Source organism: Chitinophaga sp. (assembly GCF_035538455.1).
GTDB lineage: Bacteria > Bacteroidota > Bacteroidia > Chitinophagales > Chitinophagaceae > Chitinophaga.
Genome location: NZ_DATLKJ010000136.1, coordinates 36,461 through 61,184 on the forward strand (window position 1 = coordinate 36,461; position 24,724 = coordinate 61,184).

General features: G+C 49.6%; 3 protein-coding genes. 1 reads left to right on the plus strand and 2 read right to left on the minus strand.

The window, feature by feature from the left end; all coding sequences use genetic code 11:
* Positions 1-31: 31 nt before the first annotated feature.
* Together VM802_RS16075 and VM802_RS16080 are read right to left on the minus strand one after the other, a co-directional pair.
* A complete protein-coding gene (locus tag VM802_RS16075; RefSeq protein WP_325532267.1) occupies positions 32-610 on the minus strand; it encodes a Crp/Fnr family transcriptional regulator in 579 nt (192 codons plus the stop codon).
* Positions 611-670: 60 nt separating this feature from the next.
* Positions 671-1,168 (minus strand): ester cyclase, encoded by a 498-nt coding sequence (locus VM802_RS16080; RefSeq protein WP_325532269.1) that lies wholly within the window; start codon positions 1,166-1,168, stop codon positions 671-673.
* Positions 1,169-2,433: 1,265 nt separating this feature from the next.
* On the opposite strand from VM802_RS16080, the gene VM802_RS16085 reads away from it, so the two are divergent.
* Entirely contained in the window at positions 2,434-24,480 is a 22,047-nt protein-coding gene (locus tag VM802_RS16085) for a non-ribosomal peptide synthetase/type I polyketide synthase (protein ID WP_325532271.1), read from the plus strand.
* Positions 24,481-24,724: the final 244 nt, after the last annotated feature.

Sequence of the window (24,724 nt, forward strand, 5' to 3'; positions counted from 1 at the left end):
ATCCCGGCCGGTCCCAATGGCCAGAGACCGGTCACTTGTTCTTGAGAACCGCGCCGCGTATCCTGCTGAGCGATTCTCTGGTGATACCCAGATAAGAAGCTATCTGATGCTGCGGAATGCGTTGCTCAAAGTAAGCATATCGTTGCAGGAAGTCATGGTAGCGCTCTTCCAGTGGCTTCTGCAGGAAGAGTACACGCCGCTGCAATGCTACAAAGGCATGTTGCATAATGATACGCCAGTAAATGTTCATGACTGGTATTTCCCGGAACAATGCTTCCTGGTTTGCATGAGAAATGAAAAGCACTTCTGCATCTTCCAGTGCATCAATGTTGTACACAGAGGGTGTATTGGTGAACATGCTGTAGAGATCCGATATCCACCAGTCTTCCAGCGCAAACTGCACTACGTTTTCCCGTCCTTCCGCGTCTGTCTCATACTGGCGCAGACAACCTTTGATTACAAAATAATCGCCCTGGCATACGCTGCCTTCTTCCAGCAGCAGTTTTTTCCTGGGTACTTTCTTATGTACAAAGAACGCAGGGATCTTATTGATCTCGTCTGCTGTAAGTGAAACGTATTTACCAAAATTTTTAATCAGCAACTCATGCATGAACCATATATTATAGCTCCTGCATAGTTACAACATTTTATGCTAAATGGCCGGCAGTGATCATTGAATATGCCCCAGCTGCCGCATCATGGTCAGGTCGTCTGTAACCCGCCAGTGTTCGGCAATTTTCCCATTTACGATCTTTTCAATATTAATCTGGTTTACGGTGAATTTCTTCCCGGTAGGCGGAAGGCCGAAGAGGCTGTCCTGCTGCGTCCCGGTGACTACCACTCTCGCTACAGCCATGCTGTCGTTAGCTATAATATCCATGATCTCATAATGCAGATCAGGTACACCCTTGTGGAAGGCGGTCACAATAGGTTTCAGGCCACCCGGCCCTATAGGCGGATTGGGCGTACTGGGGGTATGATTGATATAGCCGGCAGAGAGCAGTTCGTCCAGCACATTCAAATGGCCCTGGTTCCATACTTCATTAAAGTAACGCTGTACTATTTTCTTATTCTGTACTGCAGCCGGAGGCGGTTGCTTCGAGCAGGCCGGAAGCATTGCGGTTAATATCAGTAATGCCAGTGCAGGGAGTATAACCGGTTGTTGCATGGTTCATGTTTTAAGTTTGATCCGTCAGGAATGCAAATTTCGGAACACGTGTAATATCTGCCATTGATCTATGATAATGATTCAGGATGATGAGCGGATATAAAATAAGTGTTGGAACACGTATATCCGTTGGCGTTATATTATAAACAAATAACTGCACGAATATTGCAGTTGCAGACGAATATGATTTTTGTTGCTTCTTATATTTTAACCGGAAGGGACACCGCAGTACTTATTTGCCGATTTTATACAATTGTTTACTGTAAAGGTTTTGGGAGGATTGCTGTGAAGTACTATTGTTCTATTTTAGCTAAGAATTTTGGTCATATCATCTTTATTTCCGTACTTTACTTCTCGCAGATATTTTCAAATCGGGAATTGAATTTATCTGACAAAAAATGACAAACATGGTTGGCCCAAAAGGACCCAAAACGATCCGAGACCCTATAAACTCGTTGTTTGTCAGTTTCATTAAAAGATAGTCATGTTAAATCAGTGCGGGAGTGAAGTGTACTATGCTGCAGCGTAGGCATTTTCAGTCCGGTCCGTGTTTTGACATCGACAGAGCGTATTTGGAAAACTATTTTGAAACGTATTATTTTAAAAAATGTGCTATTACTGGCAGATAGTGATGTGTTCAAGTGATAAATGAATGCAATTGTAAGTCCAGGTCCTGTGCCCGATACTCATAAATGATGTATACGTTAAATGGATGTTTGCGTTAAATGGCGTTGCCAGCTTATCATCTTTAGTTCCATTTAATAAATTTCACGGCGAAAACTTGAGCAGCCCGGTTCTACGGAACAGGCGGCCCTGATTGATTTAACCTTAAATCCATATTCTATTGTAACAACGCTATAAGTATTGCAGCGACCTCGTTTTATGTTCCTTTTTAGTGGAAACCATTGAAAGTTCGGAAACCACTCGATAGTAAGTGCGTATTGATAATCACGGAAACAGGTTCAACGCAGGATTGTGTACGGATACACTGCCTGCAGGATTTATCTTTTCATAAACCGTGTATGGCTCCAGTCATCACGGGTAACAGACATTTACTTCCCGCTGAAGGGAAGCGTAGCGTACTCCTCCGCTCAACGGGGGCAGGGAATGTTTTGTGTCACACTTTCCACGCAGCATGAACAGTGATTTGAGTCTAACGTGAATGCATATATGAAAATGAACAACCTGCTCTCACATGAAGTTCTGGATACCCACACCAGTGAGGTATCTCCGTTAATGTAAATATTGAAAACAGCTTTAGATATATGAGAAAAGCACAGATCCCTCAGACGCTGGCGGCTATGCTGACAGCACAGAAAGATAATCAGCACCAAGGCATTACTTTTATTACGGCAGCCAACAAAGAAGAGTTCCTGTCGTATCAACAGCTGTATAATGATGCCCTCACACTGCTCGGCTACATGCAGCGTAAAGGCGTGAAACCAGGCAACGAAGTAGTGTTGCAGGTAGATGACAATAAGGTATTCGTACAGCTCTTCTGGGCCTGTATCATGGGCGGTATCATACCCGTGCCTGTGGCAGTCACCTATCAGGGCGAGAACGCCAGGAAGCTCTACCGGATCTGGCAAATACTTCATCATCCTTACCTGCTCACCACCAGGTCGGTAGTGGAGAAGCTATATGACAAGCGTAATCAGGATGATGTGTCATTTGAAAGCAAAACCCTGTTGGCGGAAGATGCAGCGAAACATACAGAACAAGGTATCGTGCAACCCGTCACACCGGATGATATTGCATTTCTGCAATTCTCTTCCGGGTCTACCGGTAACCCCAAAGGCGTGGTACTGAAACACAGTAACCTGGTGTCCAACATTACATCGGCCATGGCCACATTGGAAAATGTAACGGACGATCGCAGGCTTAGCTGGATGCCACTTACACATGATCTCGGCCTTATCTTCTTCCATCTTTACCCGGTATCTATCGGCGCACAGCATTTCCTTATGCCAACGGATCTCTTTATCCGTCATCCGTTGCTATGGATGCAGAAGATCTCCGATCACCAGGTCACAGTTACCGGCTCTCCCAATTTCGGCTACAAATATTACCTGAATCAATTCAGTGACGACAAAGCTGCCCACCTTAACCTGCAATCACTACAGGTGATTCTCAATGGTGCAGAACCAATCTCCGGCGCTTTGTGCCGCCGTTTCAATGATACATTATCGCGCTATAACCTGCATGCCAGCGCGCTGCGTCCGGCATACGGACTGGCGGAAAGCACGCTCATTGTGAGTTTCGCGCCTGCTGATTCGGTAGTGGAGAGTGTATTTGTACATCGTGATGCACTTACTACCGGCCGCTATGTAACAGAACCGGGTATGATCTCAAAAGAACGTGCGGCAGATAACATGGAGATCGTTAATACCGGCAGGCTGTTGCAGGATGCATCAGTAAGGATTGCAGACGAAAATGGAGTACCACTGAAAGAGGGAGGTGTGGGTATTATATGGATAAATGGACCAAGTGTAACCGAACGATACTATAACAATGAGGCAGCTACCAATGCTGTAATCCGGGACGGATGGCTGAATACCGGAGATACCGGTTTTATGCTGAACAACAACCTCTATATTGTAGGCAGGGTGAAAGATATTATCATCGTGAACGGCATGAATGTTTATCCGCATGATATTGAACAAGCGGTAGAAGCGCTGGATGGCATTGAAACCGGAAAGGTAGTAGCCTGCGGTGTCCCTAATGAAGACGAATCGTCTGAGGCTATCGTCATCTTTGTACTGTTCAAATTATCCCCGGATAAATTTGTGCCGCTGGCCCGCGAAGTGAAGCGCCTCGTGGCTTCACAGCTGGGGCTGGAAGTGAAGCATGTGCTGCCGGTGCGTAAGATTGAGAAAACAACGAGCGGTAAAGTGAAACGTTACCTGTTTGCAGAAGAGTTCCGCAAAGGAAAGCATAATGCATCCATCGATGCGATTGCCGCAGCAGAGGCTGAGCTGGCGCGTGAAACCCAGCATGCTGCCCTGGTAAATGAACAGCAGGGCAGACGCAGACAGCAACAAGTGCGCAGCTGGCTGGAAGGGTGGCTGCAACAACATCTCCGTTTGTCGGCCCCGGAACTGGCGCAAGGAAGAACCTTCACGGAATATGGCATCACTTCCATGCAGGCCGTACAATTGGCTAATGACCTTGAAGGATATCTACAGGAACCGGTAGATAATACGGTCGTATATAATTTCCCGAATGTAAGCAGCCTTGCTGCTCATTTCTCTGGTCTGCGCAGCAGCCAGCAGGAAAACAGGGCTGCTGTCAGCGCTGCTGATGATAAAATCGCTGTAATAGGTATGGGATGCCGCTTACCGGGCAATGTACATTCGCCGGAAGACTTCTGGAAACTCTTACTCGGAGAAAAAAATACGGTAACCGGTATACCAGCTGATCGCTGGAATGCAAATGAATATTATGATGCGGCCAGTGGTGTTCGTGGTAAGATGTACACCCGTGAGGGAAGTTTTATCAGCGATGCAGATAAATTTGATCCATTGTTCTTTGGTATTTCGCCAAGGGAAGCGGAAGCGATGGACCCACAACAGCGCCTGCTGCTGGAAGTTTGCTGGGAAGCGCTGGAACATGCCGGGCTGAAACCTTCTGACCTGCGTGGCAGCGATAGCGGCGTATTCATTGGAATGGGCGCCGATGATTATCAGCAGCTGATCCGTGGTACAAGAGATGCTTCCTATTTTGAAGATGTGTTCACCGGTTTGGGAACAGAAAGAAGTATTGCTGCCGGCAGGATTGCATATGTATTCGATTTTCACGGCCCGGTGGTACAACTGGATACAGCCTGTTCATCCTCACTGGTAAGTGTCCATCAGGCGTGTCAGAGTCTTTTGTATGACAATTGCTCACTGGCGCTGGCAGGTGGTGTAAACCTGATGCTATCTCCGGATGCTACGGTGAAGTTATGCCAGATGCAGGCATTGTCACCCACAGGCTCCTGCAAAACTTTTGATGATAATGCAGATGGTTACGTGAGAGGAGAAGGAGCAGGGATTATTGTATTGAAAAGATTAAGCGATGCGATCGCTGACGGTGACCAGGTACTCGCCGTAATCAGCGCCACTGCCGTAAACCATGATGGTTTGAGTAACGGTATTTCCGCACCGAATGGCGCTGCCCAACAGCAGCTCATCAGCAATGCGCTGAAGAGAGCTGGTCTCAGCGCTACGGATGTACAATACGTAGAAACACACGGTACCGGTACCCGTCTCGGAGACCCCGTGGAAGTGCAGGCGCTGAACGCCATATATGGCCGTTCCCGTACTGGAGATAATCCACTGCTGCTGGGCGCGGTGAAAAGTAATATCGGTCATCTCGAAGCTGCGGCAGGGATCGCAGGACTGATTAAAACCGTGCTTTGCCTGCAACATCGTGAGATACCAGCCAGTATCCATTTTCATACCCCTAACCGTTACATTCCCTGGAAGGATATGTCAGTGCGCGTTGTAGACAGGCTTACCCCATGGGAGTCTGCACAGGGTATCAGACGTGGCGCTGTAAGCGCTTTCGGGCTGAGCGGCACTAATGCACATGCGATCCTTGAAGAGGCGCCTGCTGTTGTGAATGCTGTTGTCGCGGGGGATAACAGACCATCGCATCCATTGTTGTTGTCTGCCAGGAACGCGGCGGCGCTGAAGGAATTGTCGGCCCGTTACGCAGCCATGCTGAATGAGCAGGCCGTGAGTGTGCAGGATCTGGCATTGAGCACCGCGCTTTCACGCGATCCTTTCCAGTATCGTATTGCCGTTGAAGTAAGTGATACGGAAGATACTAAGAAAGCGCTGGAAGGCTACGCAGCCGGCAGATTACCAAAAGGCGTGCTTTTCGGTAATGTAACCGCAGAACCGGAAAAGCCGGTATGGCTCTTTACCGGACAGGGCTCTCAGTATTGGGGGATGGGGCGTGAACTGTATCATCAGAACCCGGTTTTCAGGAAGGTGATCGATTACTGCGATGCATATCTTAAAACGCAGTGGGGTATTTCCCTCGTTTCGCTGTTATATGAAGGAGATAAAGAAGAAAGGAATGCGCTGTTGCGTGAAACACAATATACTCAGCCGGCGCTGTTTGCCATAGAATGCGCGCTGGCGGAAGTGTGGAAGTCGTGGGGCATTACGCCGTCTATGGTGGCAGGGCATAGTGTAGGCGAGTTTGCTGCTGCTTATATAGCCGGTGTTTTCAGCCTGGACGACGGTCTGAGACTGATAACAGAAAGAGCAAAACTGATGCATGCTGTTGAAGAACCGGGTGGCATGGCCATGATATTTGCACCGGAAACAGATGTACGCAACGAAATACAGGCTTACGGCACTGATCTGTCTGTTGCAGCGGTGAATGGTCCTACGCTGACAGTAATATCCGGAAAGAAAGCTGTGCTTGCTGACACATTGGCCGCCCTGAAGAAAAAGGGAATGGGCAGCCGGGAACTGGCGGTGTCACAGGCTTTCCACTCTTCGCTGATGGAGCCGGTTATTGCTGATTTCAGGAAGGTGGCGGAAAGCGTGCGTTATCATACACCGGCTATTCCACTGGTATCAAATGTTACGGGCAATATCATTACGGATGAAATTACAGACGCGGCTTACTGGTGCCGTCATATACTGGCGCCGGTACTGTTTTCGCAAAGCATGCAGACGGTGAAGGCCGGTGGTGCTGATACGGTGATAGAACTGGGCCCGCAGCCGAACCTGCTGTCGATGGCGCAGCTGACGGTATCTTATGGTGAAGGTGCTTTACTCCCCAGCATGCGTGAAAGCCAGTCTTCCTGGAGTACCATGCTGCAGGCGCTTATCGCCTTATACACAAAAGGTGTGCAGATAAACTGGAAAGAATTCTACGCCGGCAGCGGGTACAAAAAAATGCAACTGCCTCCTTATCCCTTCCAGCGTCAGCGTTACTGGATAAAAGAAGAAGAAAAGACTATACAACCACAAATGCCTGCTGTACCTGTTGTTACAGCTGCTGCTACGTCTGTGGCAAAAGCAGAAGTTATGACTATAACACAGCCTGTAGCTGGCAGTGACCGCCGCGCGACCATTACAGCCAACCTGGTGGAGATGTTGAGCAGGCAGCTTAAAATATCCCCGGAAGAGATAAACATTCATACGCCGTTCCTCTCGCAGGGCGCTGATTCATTGATATTGGCTACTGTGGTGAGAAGAGTGGAGAGCGAATATGGTTTGAGTTTTACAATGCGCTTGTTGTTCGAAAAACTGACTACCGTAGAACTGATGGCTGAATATATTGCCACGAATTCAAAGGCACAGCCACAGGTAGCTGCGGCTACAAACGGTGTGGCGGCAGTAGTGAACAATGTACCTGCCGTCAATGGCGTACATACCCGGGAAGTGTTGCAACCGGCAGTAGTTATGCCGTTACAGCCAATGATGGTGAATGGTAATGGTGCCGCATCAGGGGCGTCTTCTCTTCAGCATGCACAGCTGAATCTCATTGCACAGCAGTTCCAGCTGCTTACACAACAACTGCAGCTGGTGAGCAATAATATGCAGACGGTAGCTGCACCGGCTGTCATGCAGAAACAGGCAGAGGTTCAACCGAAACCAGTTACTGCTGTTGCTACTAAGCCCGGGGGGTATAAATCCATTTTCCCCAAAATGGAAACAACAAAAGGAGATAATAACCTGACGCCACAACAACAGGCTTACCTGGATGCCTTCATCGCAAAATATACTGCCAGAACAAAAACATCACGGGCCATCACACAACAATTCCGCCCGGTGTTAGCTGATATTCGCGTCTCTGCTGGTTTCCGTTTCATGACAAAGGAAATGTTATACCCGATAGTGGCTGAATCGTCCATGGGGGCCAGGATCACTGATGTGGATGGCAATGAGTATATCGATCTCGCAATGGGCTTCGGTGTGAACCTCCTCGGACATCGTCCGCAGATAGTGACGGAGGCCATTAACCGGCAACTGGAGAAAGGCTATCAGCTTGGCCCTCAGACAAGACTGGCCGGAGAGGTGGCCGCTAAGATTGCTTCGCTTACCGGTATGGACAGGGTTAGTTTCCATAACTCCGGCACAGAAGCCGTAATGTCGGCCATGAGGGTTGCCCGTACATTGACAGGCAAAAACAAAATTGCTATTTTCCAGGGCTCCTACCATGGTTATTTCGATGGCACACTGGCGCTGGCGGAGGACCTGGAAACAGATAACCACGGCGTACCCGTAGCACAGGGTATCATGCCGGGTATGGTCGCCGATGTGCTGGTGTTTGATTACCTCAACCCGGACGTGGTAAAACAGATACAGGCGCATGCACATGAGCTGGCTGCAGTTCTTGTGGAGCCGGTGCAGAGCCGCCGCCCGGGCTATCAGCCGAAAGAGCTGCTGAAAGAATTGCGTGCCATGACAGCTGCGGAAAAGATCATCCTGATATTCGATGAAATGATCACCGGCTTCCGTATTCATCCTGGTGGCGTACAGGCGCATTTCGGTATTGCCGCTGATATGGTGACTTATGGCAAGATCATCGGCGGTGGTTTCCCGATTGGCGTAATTGCAGGCCGCGACTGGTGCATGAATACTGTAGATGGCGGCCTGTGGGACTATGGTGATGATTCCTATCCGCAGGCTGAAACCACTTTCCTGGCGGGAACATTCTGTAAGCATCCTGTCAGTATGGCCGCATCGCTGGCAATACTGAATGAGCTGGAGAACCGTGGTCCTGCGTTGCAGCGGCAACTCTCAGAACGGGCTGACCGCCTTGTTGCAAAGATTAAAACGCTGTTTGAAGAGAACAACGTACCTATCCAGGTGAATAACTTCGGATCGCTGTTCTTCTTCACGGTTACAGGTAACATGGATCTCTTCTTCTATCACCTCATAGAAAAAGGCGTATACATATGGGAGGGAAGAAGCTGCTTCCTCTCTGCTGCCCATACAGATGACGACATCCGCTTTATTGAACAGGCGTTTGTTGATAGTGTGATGGAGCTGAAAGCAGGAGGGTTTTTGCCGGATGGAGGTAACAACACGCCTTCACCCCGCAAACGTACAGTTGCCGAACCTGTACTCGTGGAAGCGCAACTGCCTGTTATCGGTAAATTATCTGTTCCTGAACATATCCCGTTATCGTATAGCCAGGAACGTATGTGGCTGATCGATCAGCTGGATGGCAGCGTACAATACAATATTCCGCTGGCAGTGCGCCTGAAGGGACCGGTCAATAAAACTGCTTTATCATATGCATTGCGGAAGATCGTGAGCCGTCATGAAGTGTTGCGCACCGTAGTAGACCAGGAGGACGGACAACCTTACCAACGCATACTGCCCGCCCATGAATGGCAGCTGATCATAACAGACAATGCATTGCTGAAAGAAGACCCGGCAGCGTTGAGGGAGTATGTCTCTGCTGAAATACACACACCGTTTAACCTTTCCAGCGATCGTATGTTCCGCGTCAACCTGGTGTCAGCAGGGAATGATGAACATGTACTGATATTTGCTGTGCATCATATAGTATTTGACGACTGGTCTATCCGCATGATGTTCGATGAACTGGTAGAGCTGTACGACGCTTATGTTTCCAAACGTTCTGCCGTTGTACCGGTGATGAACATGCAGTATAAAGATTATGCGGTCTGGCAACGAAGCATCGTTGAGAGTGGCCGTCTGCAAGGGCAGCTGGAATACTGGAAGCAACAGCTGAATGGATTTACGCCAACATTGCTACCCACTGACTTTGAGCGGGGAGCTGTAAAAAGTAATCGCGGCGCTACCGTGAAAGCGCTCATTGAAAAGCCGCTTGCCGCAAAAATCCAGCAGCTGGGCCGCAGCCAGGGCGTGACGTTATATGCCACGTTACTCGCTGCATTTAAACTGCTGCTGGCCCGTTACAGCGGACAAACGGATGTTAACGTAGCTACCGCTATCGCCGGAAGGACGGTGAATGAAGTAGAACCATTGCTGGGCTACTTTGCCAACATGCTGGTGCTGCGGACTGATATTAGTGAAGCATCTTCTTTTGAAACACTGCTGAAGAACGTCAGCAGAACAGTACTGGATGCACATGAAAACCAGGATATTCCTTTCAATAAGGTAGTAGAGGCGGTAGCCGGTAACAGGGACGGTGGTGACAACCCGCTTATGCATATTATATTCGGGTTGCAGAATATTCCGGTTGCCTCACAATTACGGCTGGGAGACGCTACTGTTGCCTATGAACCGGTAGCGCGCCATACCAGCATTGCAGATATTACCTGGACTGTGGAAGACCGTCCGCATGGTATCACCATAGAAGTGGAATACGCTTCAGATCTGTTTAAGGCTGCTACCGTTCAGCGTATGATCCGGCATTATATCAACCTGTTACAGCAGGTGACGTTAAATGCAGCTGTACCGGTGAGTAAGCTGGATATGCTGGATGAAAAAGAAAAACAGCAATTACTGATTTCGTTTAATGATACCCGTTATAACTACCCCGATAAAACAGTCACCGTGCTGTTCGACGAGCAGGTTAATGCAACACCGGATGCAAGAGCCGTTTCTGCTGAGGGGCAATCGCTCACTTATCGTGAATTGCAGGCGAAAGCCAATCAGGTGGCACATTACCTGGTGTCAGCCGGTGTGAGGCCTGGCGACAAGATAGGGCTGTTGTCTTACCGCGGCCTGGATATGATAGTTGCTATCTGGGGCATCCTGAAAAGTGGTGCTGCTTATGTGCCGTTCCACACAGGCTTCCCGCCGGAACGCCTGCATCTGATGATCGAAGATGCCCGTATCACCAAAGTGTTGTTTACAGATAACACGCTCTTTGGAAATAGCGGTATAGACAAAGCAAAAGGACTGAATATAACAGCGGCTGCAAACTTCCCGGTATCATCGGCGAATGTTGATATTCATGTTGAGGACTGTGTGAACGTAATGTATACCTCTGGTACAACGGGCCGTCCAAAAGGGATTGTAGTGAATCACCGGAACATCGTGAAACTGGTGCATGAGCCGGGCGCTATCGCCATACTGCCGGAAGACCGGGTATTGCAATGGTCTAATTATGCATTCGACGGATCTACGTATGATATATTCAACACATTACTGCGTGGCGCCTGCCTGTGTATGATCAGTGATGCCGCTGCATCTGATGCGCTGGAACTTTCTGGCATCATGCAACGGGAGCGGATCACGGTATGCTTTATGACAGCCGCTTTATTCAACAGTTTTGTAGACAGTGATATAAACGGATTAAGGGGATTAAGGAAAATATTGTTTGGCGGTGAGAAGGCATCCTTACAGCATGTGCGGAAAGCATCCGCCGTACTGGGCGCCGGCAGACTGGTAAATGTGTATGGTCCTACAGAAACAACAGTATATGCCACCTCGTATACTGTTGATGAAATGCATACAGATGACCCGGGTATACCCATTGGCCGCCCGCTGGCTAATACGCAGGCCGTTATATTGAATCAGTACGGAGATCCGGTGCCTGTGGGTATCGACGGAGAATTGTACATTGGTGGTGACGGCGTAACCACCGGATATATCAACAACGAACAGCTCACAAAAGAGAAATTCGTTTCACTGCCAGGTGTGTCTGGCCGTTGGTATCGCACGGGCGACTTGTGCCGTTGGCTGCCGGATGGAAACATCCTCTACACCGGCAGAGCAGATGACCAGGTGAAGGTCCGCGGTTACCGCATAGAACCGGGAGAGATAGAGCGTGCCATGAACCAGCTGCACGAAATAACCGCCAGCTGTGTGATCGCCAGGCAACAACCTTCCGGTGATAAAAAGCTCGTCGCCTACTATGTACCTGCCGGGAATATTTCAGTATCACCCCTGCAAATACACGAAAATATCCGGCAGGCGTTACAATTGCAGCTGCCGGAATATATGGTGCCCTCCGCTTTTATTGCGTTGGAACAATTACCCCTGACCAGCAACGGTAAAACAGACCGCAAGTTGCTCTCCAACCGTAACGATGACATCATCACGCAGAAAGCAGTGTACAAGGCGCCGGCTACGCTTGCTGAAAAACAACTCACGGCTATCTGGGAACGTTTGCTGGGTGTAGAACGTGTAGGTGTGCAGGATAGTTTCTTTGAACTGGGCGGCCACTCATTGCTGGCCACCCGCGTGGTATCTGCTGTACGTAAAGAGATGAACACGGAGCTGTCTGTAAGGGATCTGTTCAGGCATGCTACGGTAGAACGTCTGGCGGCTTACCTGCAACAACAGCAGCCTGCCTCCCTGCTGCCAGCCATTACGGCAATAACAAGATCCGGGTATATCCCATTATCATATAGCCAGGAACGGTTGTGGTTCATCGATCAGCTGGAAGGAAGTATGCAGTATGTAGTACCGGTGGTATTGCGGCTGAAAGGAGCACTTAATGAACAGGCATTGGAGCATGCTTTGCGGAAAATCATGAACCGTCATGAAGTGCTGCGCACGGTGATAGACCAGGCAGACGGTCAGCCTTTCCAACATGTAAGAGATAGCCGCGGCTGGGAGCTTACATTTACCGCTGACGAACTGCTGAAACATAGCCCTGCCGCCCTGAACAGCTATATCTCAGCACAGGTATATACGCCTTTCGATCTCTCAAAGGATTATATGCTCCGCGCTGAACTTATCAGCATTACTGACACGGAACATGTCTTGCTGCTTATTGCACACCACATCGTATTCGATGACTGGTCGGTACGTGTGGTATTTGAGGAACTGGTGGAGCTGTACAACGCATTTGTGGAAAACCGTACTGCCAGCCTGCCCGCACTGGAAATACAATACAAGGACTATGCAATATGGCAGCGCCTTCATCTCCAGGGAAGCCTGCTGGATGAAAAGCTGGCCTATTGGAAGCAGCAGCTGCGTGGCGTTACGCCAATGCTGTTGCCCACAGACTTTGAGCGGCCGCTGAGCAGGAGTACACGCGGCGCTGTAATAACGGCAAAGATTGATAAAACGCTGGCGGAGAAAATACAGCAACTGACACGTACACAGGGTACTACATTATACACTGCTTTGCTCGCAGCCTTCAAGGTATTATTGTATCGTTACACCAGCCAGGAAGATGTTGTGGTGGCTACCGCCATCACCGGCAGAACAAGACATGAAGTGGAGCCACTGCTTGGCTTCTTCGCTAATACGCTGGTATTGAGAACAGACCTCAGTGATGATCCTTCCTTCGAAACCCTGCTGAAAAAAGTGAACAGTACAGTCCTGGATGCACATGAGCACCAGGAAGCGCCACTGAGTAAGGTCGTGGAGGCCGTAGCAGAAAACAGGGGCGCCGGCGATAACCCATTACTGCATGTGATTTTCACCCTGCAACAGATACCTGCACTGAATGAAATAAGACTGGGAGACGCACTGATAGCCTATGAGCCGGCGGAGCGGAAAACCAGCATTGCAGATATTACCTGGACTGCGGAAGAACGTCCGGATGGTATTGGCATTGAAGTAGAATACGCTACTGATCTGTTTAAAGCAGCCACCATTCAGCGCATGTTACTGCATTACATCAACCTGTTGCAACAGGTGACCATAAATGCCGCTGTACCGGTAAATAAACTGGATATGTTGAATGAAACAGAAAAACAACAATTACTGATTTCGTTTAATGATAGCCGTTATAACTACCCTGATAAAACAGTAACGACGCTGTTCGATGAGCAGGTGGGTACAACACCGGATGCAACAGCTGTTTCTGCTGACGGCCAATCACTCACTTATCGTGAATTACAGGCGAAAGCCAACCAGGTAGCGCAGTACCTGCTGTCTGCCGGCGTGAAGCCGGGCGACAGAATAGGATTGTTGTCTTACCGTGGCTTGGATATGATAGTAGCTATCTGGGGTATCCTGAAAAGTGGCGCCGCCTATGTGCCTTTCCACACGGGATTCCCGCCGGAACGCCTTCACCTGATGATGGAGGATGCCGGTATTACCCAGGTGCTGTTTACAGATAATATCCTCTTTGAGAATAGTGGTATAGACATGGCAAAAGGCCTGGATATAGCTAATGCCGCGAACTTCCCTGCAGCACAGGCGAACGTTGCTATTCGCGTTGACGACTGCGTGAACATAATGTATACCTCCGGTACAACAGGCCGCCCGAAAGGGATTGTAGTAAATCACCGGAATATTGTGAAACTGGTGTTTGAGCCGGGCGCTATCGCGATACAGCCAGAAGACCGTGTATTACAGTGGTCCAACTATGCATTCGACGGATCTGCTTACGATATATTCAACACTTTACTGCATGGGGCCAGCCTGTGTATGATCAGCGATGCTGCTGCATCTGATGCATTGGAGCTTTCCGGCATCATGCAAAGAGAGCATATCACGGTATGCTTTATGACCACCGCTTTGTTCAACAGTTTTGTGGATAGTAATATAAACGGATTGAGAGGATTGAGGAAGGTATTGTTCGGTGGTGAAAAAGTATCCTTACTACACGTACAGAAAGCCCTGGCCGTGTTGGGAACAGGTAGGCTGGTGCATGTGTATGGTCCTACAGAAACCACTGTGTATGCTACCAGTTATTCCATTGACCAGGTACATGCGGGTGACCTGAGTGTGCCCATCGGCCGCCCGCTGGCCAATACGCAGGCCGTTATATTGAATCAGCACGGAGAGCTGCTGCCGGCAGGTATTGATGGAGAACTGTACATTGGCGGCGACGGCGTAACAGCTGGATATATCAACAATGAACAGCTCACCAATGAGAAATTCATTTCACTGCCTGGTATGTCTGGCCGTTGGTATCGCACGGGCGACTTATGCCGCCGGCTGCCGGATGGAAATATCCTCTATACCGGCAGAGCAGACGACCAGGTGAAGATCCGTGGTTACCGCATAGAACCAGGAGAAATTGAGCGCGCCATGAATCAACTGGACGAGGTAGCTGCCAGCTGTGTGATTGCTAAACAACAGCCTTCCGGTGATAAAAAGCTGGTGGCCTATTATGTGCCCTCCGGAGATACATCAATATCGCCCCGGCACGTATACGAAAATATCCGGCAGGCATTACAAGTGCAGTTGCCGGAATATATGGTACCATCCGCCTTTATAGCACTCGAACAGCTGCCACTGACCAGTAACGGTAAAACAGACCGCAAGCTGCTCGCCGGCCGCAACGATGAAATCATCGCGCAGAAGGCAGTGTATAAAGCGCCGGTTACGCTCATTGAACAACAACTCGTCACAATCTGGCAACGCTTGCTGGGTGTAGAGCGTATAGGTGTGCAGGATAGCTTCTTTGAACTGGGGGGCCACTCATTGCTGGCTACCCGCGTAGTCTCTGCTGTACGCAAAGAAATGCATACAGAACTGTCGGTAAGGGATCTGTTCAATCATGCTACTATAGAGCGCCTTGCAGCCTACCTGCAAGACCAGCAGCCTGTTTCATTGCTGCCGGCCATCACTGCTGCGCCAAGACCCGGACATATCCCATTATCGTACAGCCAGGAACGTTTGTGGTTCATTGATCAGCTGGAAGGCAGTGTACAGTACCATATGTCAGCAGCCTTCAATCTCAGCGGCAATCTTGATACCGCGGCGCTGGAATATGCGCTGCGTGGTGTGGTGAACCGGCATGAGATCTTGCGGACCATTATTGTTCAGGAAGGAGGCAACGCATGGCAACGGGTGATGGAGAAAGACCTGTGGCATCTCTATATCCAGGATGCGGCCGACTGCCATCAGAACGAAGCGGCATTACGCGCACGCATAAACGATATTACACACATTCCTTTTGATCTCTCACGGGATCATATGATGAGGGCTTATCTGCTCAAACTGGCTCCGGGCAAACATACGCTGGTGCTCTATATGCATCATGTTGCTTCAGACGGCTGGTCTTTGTCTGTACTGGTGAATGAACTGGTGGAACTGTACAACGCACATGCCGCCGGCCGTGTCTCCGGACTGGAGCCATTACCGGTGCAATATGCGGACTTCTCCCTGTGGCAGCGCCAACACCTTACCGGTGATGTGCTGGATGAAAAGGTCAGCTACTGGAGAAAACAACTGGAAGACTTACCGGTGCTGAAACTGCCTGCAGATTTTGAACGTCCTGTGGTGAACAGTACCCGCGGCGCAATGCAGATGTTCCGCATCGACAAAGAGCTGACCGCGCAGTTGCAACGCCTGTCGCAGGAACAGGGCGCCACGTTATACATGACACTGGTGGCAGTTTTCAAAGTACTGATGTACCGCTACAGCGGTCAGGAAGACATTGCCGTGGGCAGCGGTATTGCCGGCAGAATGCAACAGGAAATTGAACCACTGATAGGTTTCTTTGTAAACACGCTGGTGATCCGCAGTCGCCTGACTGGCAATCCTACCTTTGCAGACTTCCTGCAGCAGGTGCGCAAAACCACGCTGGACGACTATGAGCACCAGGAAGCGCCGTTTGAAAAAGTAGTGGAAGCGATGCTGGGCGCCCGCGATGTGAGCAAGAACCCACTGTTCCAGGTGATGTTTGCATTGCAAAACATGCCCGAAACGCCGGAACTTCGCCTTGGTAATGTAACGCTCACCAATCAGCCGATAGATCATACTACCAGTATGTTCGATCTGTTCCTGTCGGTAAAAGAAGAACCCGATGGCATTGAAATAGAAACAGAATACTGTATAGACCTGTTTACAGAAAGGACAATACAGAAAATGATGGATCATTATATCTCTCTGCTGCGTGCCGTGGTACAGCAGGTGTCGGCGCCGATCGGTCAGCTGGGCATGCTCAGTAAAGAAGAAGTTGCACAGCTGTTGTCGTTCAACAATAACATCCTTCCTTATCCGTCAGACAAGTCAATCATCACCCTGTTTGAAGAGCAGGTGCAGCATACGCCCGGCGCTACAGCGCTGGTCTTCGGTGAGCAGTCGCTTAGCTATCGCAGACTGAATGAGCGCGCTTCGCAGCTGGCGGAATATCTCCGTACACAAGGCGTAAAAGAAAATACGCTGGTGCCGCTATGCTTCGACAGATCGCCGGAGCTGATCATCAGTATACTAGCTATCCTGAAAACTGGTGCGGCTTATGTGCCACTCGACCCATCCTATCCGGCAGAGCGCATTGCCTTTATGCTGGAAGACACGGCAGCAAATGTAGTAGTTACTACTACGGTACATGAAGCGGCGCTGCAGGCAGCAGCACCGGCAGCCACCTTTATCTGCGTGGATGCGGTGAGCGCATTGCTGGATGAAATACCGGCACGTCCTGGGAGGAGCATTGCTGCACCCGGTTCACTGGCTTATGTGATCTATACATCCGGTTCTACCGGCAGACCCAAAGGTGCGCTGGTTACACATCGTAACGTAGTGAGCCTGGTGAAGGGCGGCGGCTTCGTATCATTGACGCCACAGGATGTAATCCTGTCCACAGGCTCGCCTTCCTTTGACGCCACCACATTTGAATACTGGGGTGCATTGCTTAACGGCGGACAGCTGGTACTTTGCCCTGAAAAACAACTGCTGGACAATATGCTGCTCGCAAAAGAAATGCATAACAGGAAAGTGACGAAGATGTGGTTCACAGCCAGCTGGTTCAATCAGTTGGTGGATGACGATATCAGCATCTTCAACGGGCTGGAAGCAGTACTGGCAGGCGGTGAAAAACTTTCAGATGCCCATGTGGAACGCTTCCTGGCTGCCCATCCCGGTATTGCCCTCATTAACGGTTACGGGCCTACGGAAAACACTACTTTTTCCCTCACTCATCATATAAAAAATACCACTGCAGGCAGGAGCGTTCCCATTGGCCGCCCGCTGGCCAACAGGCAGGCGTATGTGCTGGATCAATGGCAACGTCCTGTTCCCGTGGGAGTACCCGGAGAACTGTATGTGGGCGGTGCTGGCGTATCGCATGGTTACCTCAATCAGCCTGCGCTTACAGCAGATAAGTTCGTAGCAGATCCGTTCAGTAATGTTTCCGGCGCAACGCTTTACCGTACCGGTGATAAAGCCCGCTGGATACCGGATGGTACCGTGGAATACCTCGGCAGGATTGACGACCAGGTGAAGATCCGCGGATTCCGCATAGAACCCGGAGAGATAGAACGTACCATGAATGCACTGGACAACGTTGCCAGCAGCGCAGTAGTTGTGAAGCAACAGCAGAACGGTGAGAAGCGGCTGGCAGGTTACTACATCCCGGACCCTGCGCAGGTATTGAAGAAAGAACAGCAATTGTATCGTCATCATGTCGACAACTGGCGTGAACTCTATGAGATGGCATTCACCAAACCGGCTGATTTTGAAATAGCAGATCCTGAATTTGATATCACCGGATGGAACGACAGCTTCACTGGCGGCCCCATTCCCGCTGAACAGATGCGTGACTGGCTCAATGATATAGCAGGATTGATCCTCTCGCTGAAACCTTCCCGTGTATTGGAAATAGGCTGCGGTACAGGTCTGATCTATTACCAGCTGGCATCGCATATCAACAGGTACATCGGTACAGACTTCTCACCGGTATCTACCGGCCAGCTGCAAAGTCATATCAACAGACAGCTGCGGCGTTACCCAGATACAGAGCTGAGAATATGTGCGGCACATGAAATTGACCTGGATCCCACCGAAACAATCGACCTGGTAGTGCTTAATTCGGTAGTACAATATTTCCCGGGTGCACAGTATATGACTGACGTACTGGGCAAAGCCATCGGTCTGCTAAAAGGAAAGGGACACATCGTTATCGGCGATGTCCGCGACCTTCGCTTGCTGCCTGACTTCAAGCGCAGGCTGCAACTCAATACCATGCTGGACCGTACATCAGTGAAAGACTTTGGCTGGAATGTTGACCAGGAAGTGCTGAAAGAAGAAGAACTGTGTTTCTCACCTGCATACTTCTATGAGTTGCGTAATTTATATCCGGAGATCAGACATGTGGAGATACAATGGAAACAGGGTGACTACATCAACGAGCTTACCCTTTACCGTTATACCGTTGTGTTATATGTAGGAATTGATAAGGAGACAGCAACGCCCGACTGGCAGATGTTTGAAGACACGGCAGCTGTTTATGAACGGATCGGCAATAATGACGATACCATTGCGCTGACAGATGTACCCAACCATCGTTTATGGCGCGAACAGCTGCTGGAAAAGGCGTTGACGGATAAGTCGGTGCATAATGTACGCGGCCTCACAGAATACATCACCACGCAGGATTCCGTGACAACAGACATTACAGCTCTCCTGCGTTATGCGGCAGAAAAAGGGTACCGTTGCCGCTCCTTTGTGAGCAATGACCCGATGAAAATGCATGTGTTGCTGGAACGTGCGTCTGCTGATGCTTTCATTGCCTCGCCGTTTGATATGAGTACCGCTGTCAGCAGAACGAATATCCCGCTGTTCCCCGATATCTGTACCGCTATCGAAAAGGAAATGCAGCAGCAGTTACAGGAACGCCTGCCCGAATACATGATCCCTGCTGAGTTTACAGCCTTGCAATATCTGCCGCTCACCAACAATGGTAAAACAGACCGCAGATTCCTGAGTGAATGGGAAGATGTAAGACAAAAACGTCTCATTAATTTTAAGGCGCCGGTAACACCTGAAGAAACGGTATTGGCAGAGATCTGGCAGCGATTACTTGGTGTAGAGCGTGTAGGCGTGCTCGATAATTTCTTTGAACTGGGCGGACATTCCCTGTTGGCAACACGCGTGGTATCAGCCATCCGTAAGCAGCTGGACGTAGAGCTGACCGTAAAAGATTTCTTCGTGTATCCCACCATATCGCAGCTGGCAACCTACTTGCGCGGATTGCAGGGAGGTACGGTATTGCCTGCCATCACAGCCGTTACAAGGCCCGTACAGGTACCGCTATCATTCGGACAGGAACGGTTATGGTTCATAGACCGTCTGCAGGGTAGTGTGCAATATCATATGCCACTGACACTCAGATTGAAGGGCAACCTGAACAAAGCTGCACTGGAAGCCGCATTGCAGCAGATTGTACAACGGCATGAAGCACTTCGCACCGTTGTGAATACAAACGAAGCCACTGGCGCAGGATATCAACGTATCCTCGATGCCGCCGGCTGGCATATGTTCCATGCAGATATGACTGCTTATGCTGATAACCGTGAAGTGCTCAGCGAACGCATTACAGCGCTGGTGGCACAACCATTTGATTTGTCAGCCGACTATATGCTGCGAGCGCATCTCCTGCAGCTGGGGCATACAGAACATATACTCGTTGCCGTTATACATCATATATCATCAGATGGCTGGTCTATCTCCAACTTCGTAAAAGAACTGGTGACAATCTACCAGGATCTTGCCGCCGGTATGCCGGTCCGCCTGAAGCCCCTGGGGCTGCAATATGCTGACTATGCTATATGGCAACACACCTATCTTACAGGAGATGTACTGAACAAACAACTGGCGTACTGGAAACAACAGTTGGGCGGCAGCACCCAACTGCATCTGCCAGGGGACTTTGAACGCCCCGCTACACAGAGCATTCGCGGCGCCGCTATTTCCTATACAATAGAGGAAGCACTGACAAAACAGCTGAATGTCTTCTCCCAGCAACAGGGCGTTACACTCTTTATGACACTGCTGGCTGCTTTCAAAGTATTGCTATACCGTTACAGCGGTCAGGAAGATATTTCCGTGGGCAGTGGTGTTGCCGGCAGAACACAGGAGGAAACCGAAGATATGATCGGTTTCTTCGTGAATACGCTGGTGATGAGAAGTCAGCTTAACAACGGAATGAGCTTCATTGATTTCTTACAGCAGGTAAAGGAAACGACACTGAACGCTTACGCTAACCAGGACGCGCCATTTGAAAGCGTGGTAGAAACGGTGGTAGAGAAACGCGATATCAGCGTAAACCCGCTGTTTCAGGTGGTATTCCTGTTACAGAATGCACCTAAAACACCTGTGTTGCAGTTGGGTGGAGTAACGCTTTCCGAGGAATCTTTCGGACATACTACCAGCCTGTTTGATATGAGCTTCTTTGTCACTGAACATGCCGGCGGTTTGCAACTGGATGTGGAGTATTGCACAGATCTCTTCAGAGAAGCTACCATGCAGCGTTTACTGGGGTACTATCATCAGCTGCTATCAGCAGTGGTGAAAGCGCCGCAGCAATTGATCACGGAACTGAACATGCTGAACAATGCAGAACGTCAGCAGCTGCTGGTAACTTTCAATGAGAAAACCCGTGATTATAGTGCCTTTGCCGGTAAAACCATTGTAGACATGCTTGCCTCGCAGGTGGTTGCTACACCGGATCTCGCGGCATTGGTCTTCCATGATACCACAATCACGTACCGGGAACTGGATGAACGCAGCAACCAGCTGGCGCATTACCTGACCCGTGTGGGCGTGCAGCAGGAGATGCTGGTGCCGGTTTGCATAGAGCGCTCTCCGGAAATGATCATCGCCATCATTGCTATCCTGAAAGCAGGTGGTGCATATGTACCCGTCGATACGGAATATCCTGCTGACCGTATGGCTTATATCCTGGAAGATACCAATGCATCCATCATGGTGAGCAGCAGCAGCTGTGCAGACAGATTACCGTTGAATGAAAGGCATACTATTATTACAATAGACAACATTGCGGCAGAAGTACGACAATTGCCCCTATCATCTCCCGGAAAAAATATCAACATACATCATCTTGCTTACCTGATCTATACGTCAGGCTCTACTGGCAAACCCAAAGGCGTGATGATAGAGCATGGCAGCGTGGTAAATCTTGCGCTCAGTATGAAGGAGGAATTACGTCTGCAACCCGGTTTGAAGACGTTACAGTTTGCCTCCATCGGCTTTGATGCTGCGTGCTATGAAATCTTCAATACGTTGCTGAGTGGTGGCTGCCTGGTGCTGACTGAGAAAGAGCAGCTGCTCTCCGGCGCCATGCTGGAAGCATTGCTGAATAAGCATGATGTATCGCTGGCAGTATTGCCGCCATCTTATCTGCAGGCAATGAAAGACTCGTTAGGATGCCTGAGAACAATCGTTTCGGCGGGAGAGGCGCTGAGCAGAGGCCTGGCTACTTATGTGAAATCCAGGGGTATCCGCTTGATTAACGCTTACGGGCCTACGGAGAGTACCGTATGTGCAAGCCTTACTGATACCCCCGTGCGTGCAGACAATACTGTGGTGATAGGTACGCCTGTGGCCAATGTACCGCTGTATGTACTAGGCCCCGGTGACAGCCTGTCACCGCTCGGCGGGGCAGGAGAGCTCTGCATCGGTGGGGTACAGGTAGCCCGCGGTTACCTCAACAGACTAACATTGACGGAAGAACGGTTTATTGATAATCCGTTCGGGGAAGGCCGTATTTATAAGACCGGCGATCTTGTACGCTGGCTGCCTGACGGCAATCTCGTTTACCTGGGCCGCAGGGATGAACAGGTGAAGATCAGGGGGCATCGCATTGAGCTGGGAGAGATAGAGAATGTATTGGAAGACCTCAGCCTGGTAGCCGCTTCCTGCGTCGTAGTAAAGAAACAGGAATACAATAACAGGCTGGTATGCTACTATGTAGCGACAGACACGTTGCCAGACCCTGTGCAGGAATTGCGTGCAGGGTTGCAACAACGACTTCCGGATTACATGATACCCGGCAACTTTATCGCGATGAATGAAATGCCTGTAACAAGCAGCGGTAAGATTGACCGTAAATACCTGAGTCAGCTGGAAGATGCGGATCATCGTGAAACCAGATCCTACCAACCACCTGTAACAGCCACAGAACGTCATCTCGCTGCTATCTGGCAGGAACTGCTGGGCGTACAACGGGTAGGCATATACGATAACTTCTTTGAGATGGGAGGCGACTCCATCATTACCATACAGGTGGTGAACCGGGCCAAGCATTACGGCCACATCCTGCAACCCAGGAACCTCTTTACACATCAGACTATTTCTGCCCTGGCCACATTACTGGCAACACAAGATATAGAGCAGATTTCAGGTGAACAGGGATTCCTCCAGGGAGAAAGCGGATTGCTGCCGGTGCAACATTGGTACCTGGAAGATGAAAGCAACGTATCCGATCACTTTATACAGAGCGTGCCTTTTGAATTGAACAAAGCGGTAAGCCCGGATATGCTGAAAGAAGGTATCAGGCAGCTGGTGAGCTTCCACGACAGTCTGCGCTTTGCCTACAGTAATGAATCGGGTAGTTGGCGCCAGCGGTACGGCAATGATACCGGGACCGTGGTGATCATCGATCTGCGCAATACGCCGGAAGACAACCTGTATGCTGAAATCACAGCGTACGAAAATAAGTACAAGCATAGTCTCAATATGCGCGAAGGTAAACTGGTATGCGCCGTAATGTTCCTGACACCAGAATCCGTGCGGGCCAACAGACTACTGATGGTCATTCATCATCTCGGTGTAGACGTGGTATCATGGCGTATTCTGCTGGATGACATGGACCGCATCTTCAGCGATATACAGGCGGGCCGTGAAATATCACTGAAAACAAAGAGCAGTTCTTACCGGGAGTGGTATAATGCATTGTATCGCTACAGCCACAGTGAACGGTTGCTGTCACAGCGCGCTTACTGGCTGAAGGCTGCGGCTGACTATCTGCCCTTGCGTACAGATAAGCAATACAACGGACTGGTAAAAATGAGTGAAATGACAGCTGCGCGCGTGGTACTGGATGCATCCTACACGTCGAAATTGTTGCAGGATGTATCGCAGGCATACCGTACTGACGTGAAAGATGTATTACTCGCTGCCTTCGCATTAACCATGACAGAATGGATGGATACCTCCCGTGTATCTGTAGGCTTTGAGAAACATGGGCGTGAAGATATCGCTGCTGATGTAGATATCAGTCATACGACCGGATGGTTCACTACCATATCACCTGTATTGCTGGATACTTCAGCCGGCCGCGCTGCCGCTGCTATCCTGCAGTCTGTAAAAGAGCAGTTGCAGGCTGTTCCCGACAAGGGCATTGGCTTCGGCGTGCTGAAGTACCTCTGCCGCGAAACAGCATTGCAGGGCAATGATCCATGGGATGTAATTTTCAACTATCACGGACAGATAGATAACGTAAGCACCAATCATCGTTGGCTGGCACTTACGGATGCTACCTCTGAGCTGCGAATGATTGGCAGTTACACCATGCGCTTCAAACTGTTTGTAGATACCGTGGTTGCAGGCAATGAGCTGGTGGTAGACTGGCTGTACAGCATGCGTCATTATGAAGCCGCCACTATGAAGATGTTGGGCGAAGCATATATCAGACACCTGAAGGCTTTGATAGATCATTGTATGACAGCATCTTTAGATTTATGTGATGCAAGCGATGTACGAAGATGATGTCTGAACTGTGATTTTTTTGATTTTTCTGATTATGCTGATGTGCGAAGATCGTGTTTTGATCATTGTATTGTGCTGATTATTTTATTGATGATAAAAAGAAAGCTGGTCTGGGTCTCCAGGCCAGCTTTCTTTTTATCATTTTCCTTTATCTAAATAGATACTCAAAACGCCATCTTCGCACATCAGCATAATCAGAAAAATCAAAAAAAAATCACAGTTCAGACATCATCTCCGCACATCA

What these genes read in the sequence shown, in the direction of transcription:
- VM802_RS16075 (WP_325532267.1), bottom strand. Translation starts at nt 610, where the DNA reads ATGCATGAGTTGCTGATTAAAAATTTTGGTAAATACGTTTCACTTACA.
- VM802_RS16080 (WP_325532269.1), bottom strand. Translation starts at nt 1,168, where the DNA reads ATGCAACAACCGGTTATACTCCCTGCACTGGCATTACTGATATTAACC.
- VM802_RS16085 (WP_325532271.1), top strand. Translation starts at nt 2,434, where the DNA reads ATGAGAAAAGCACAGATCCCTCAGACGCTGGCGGCTATGCTGACAGCA.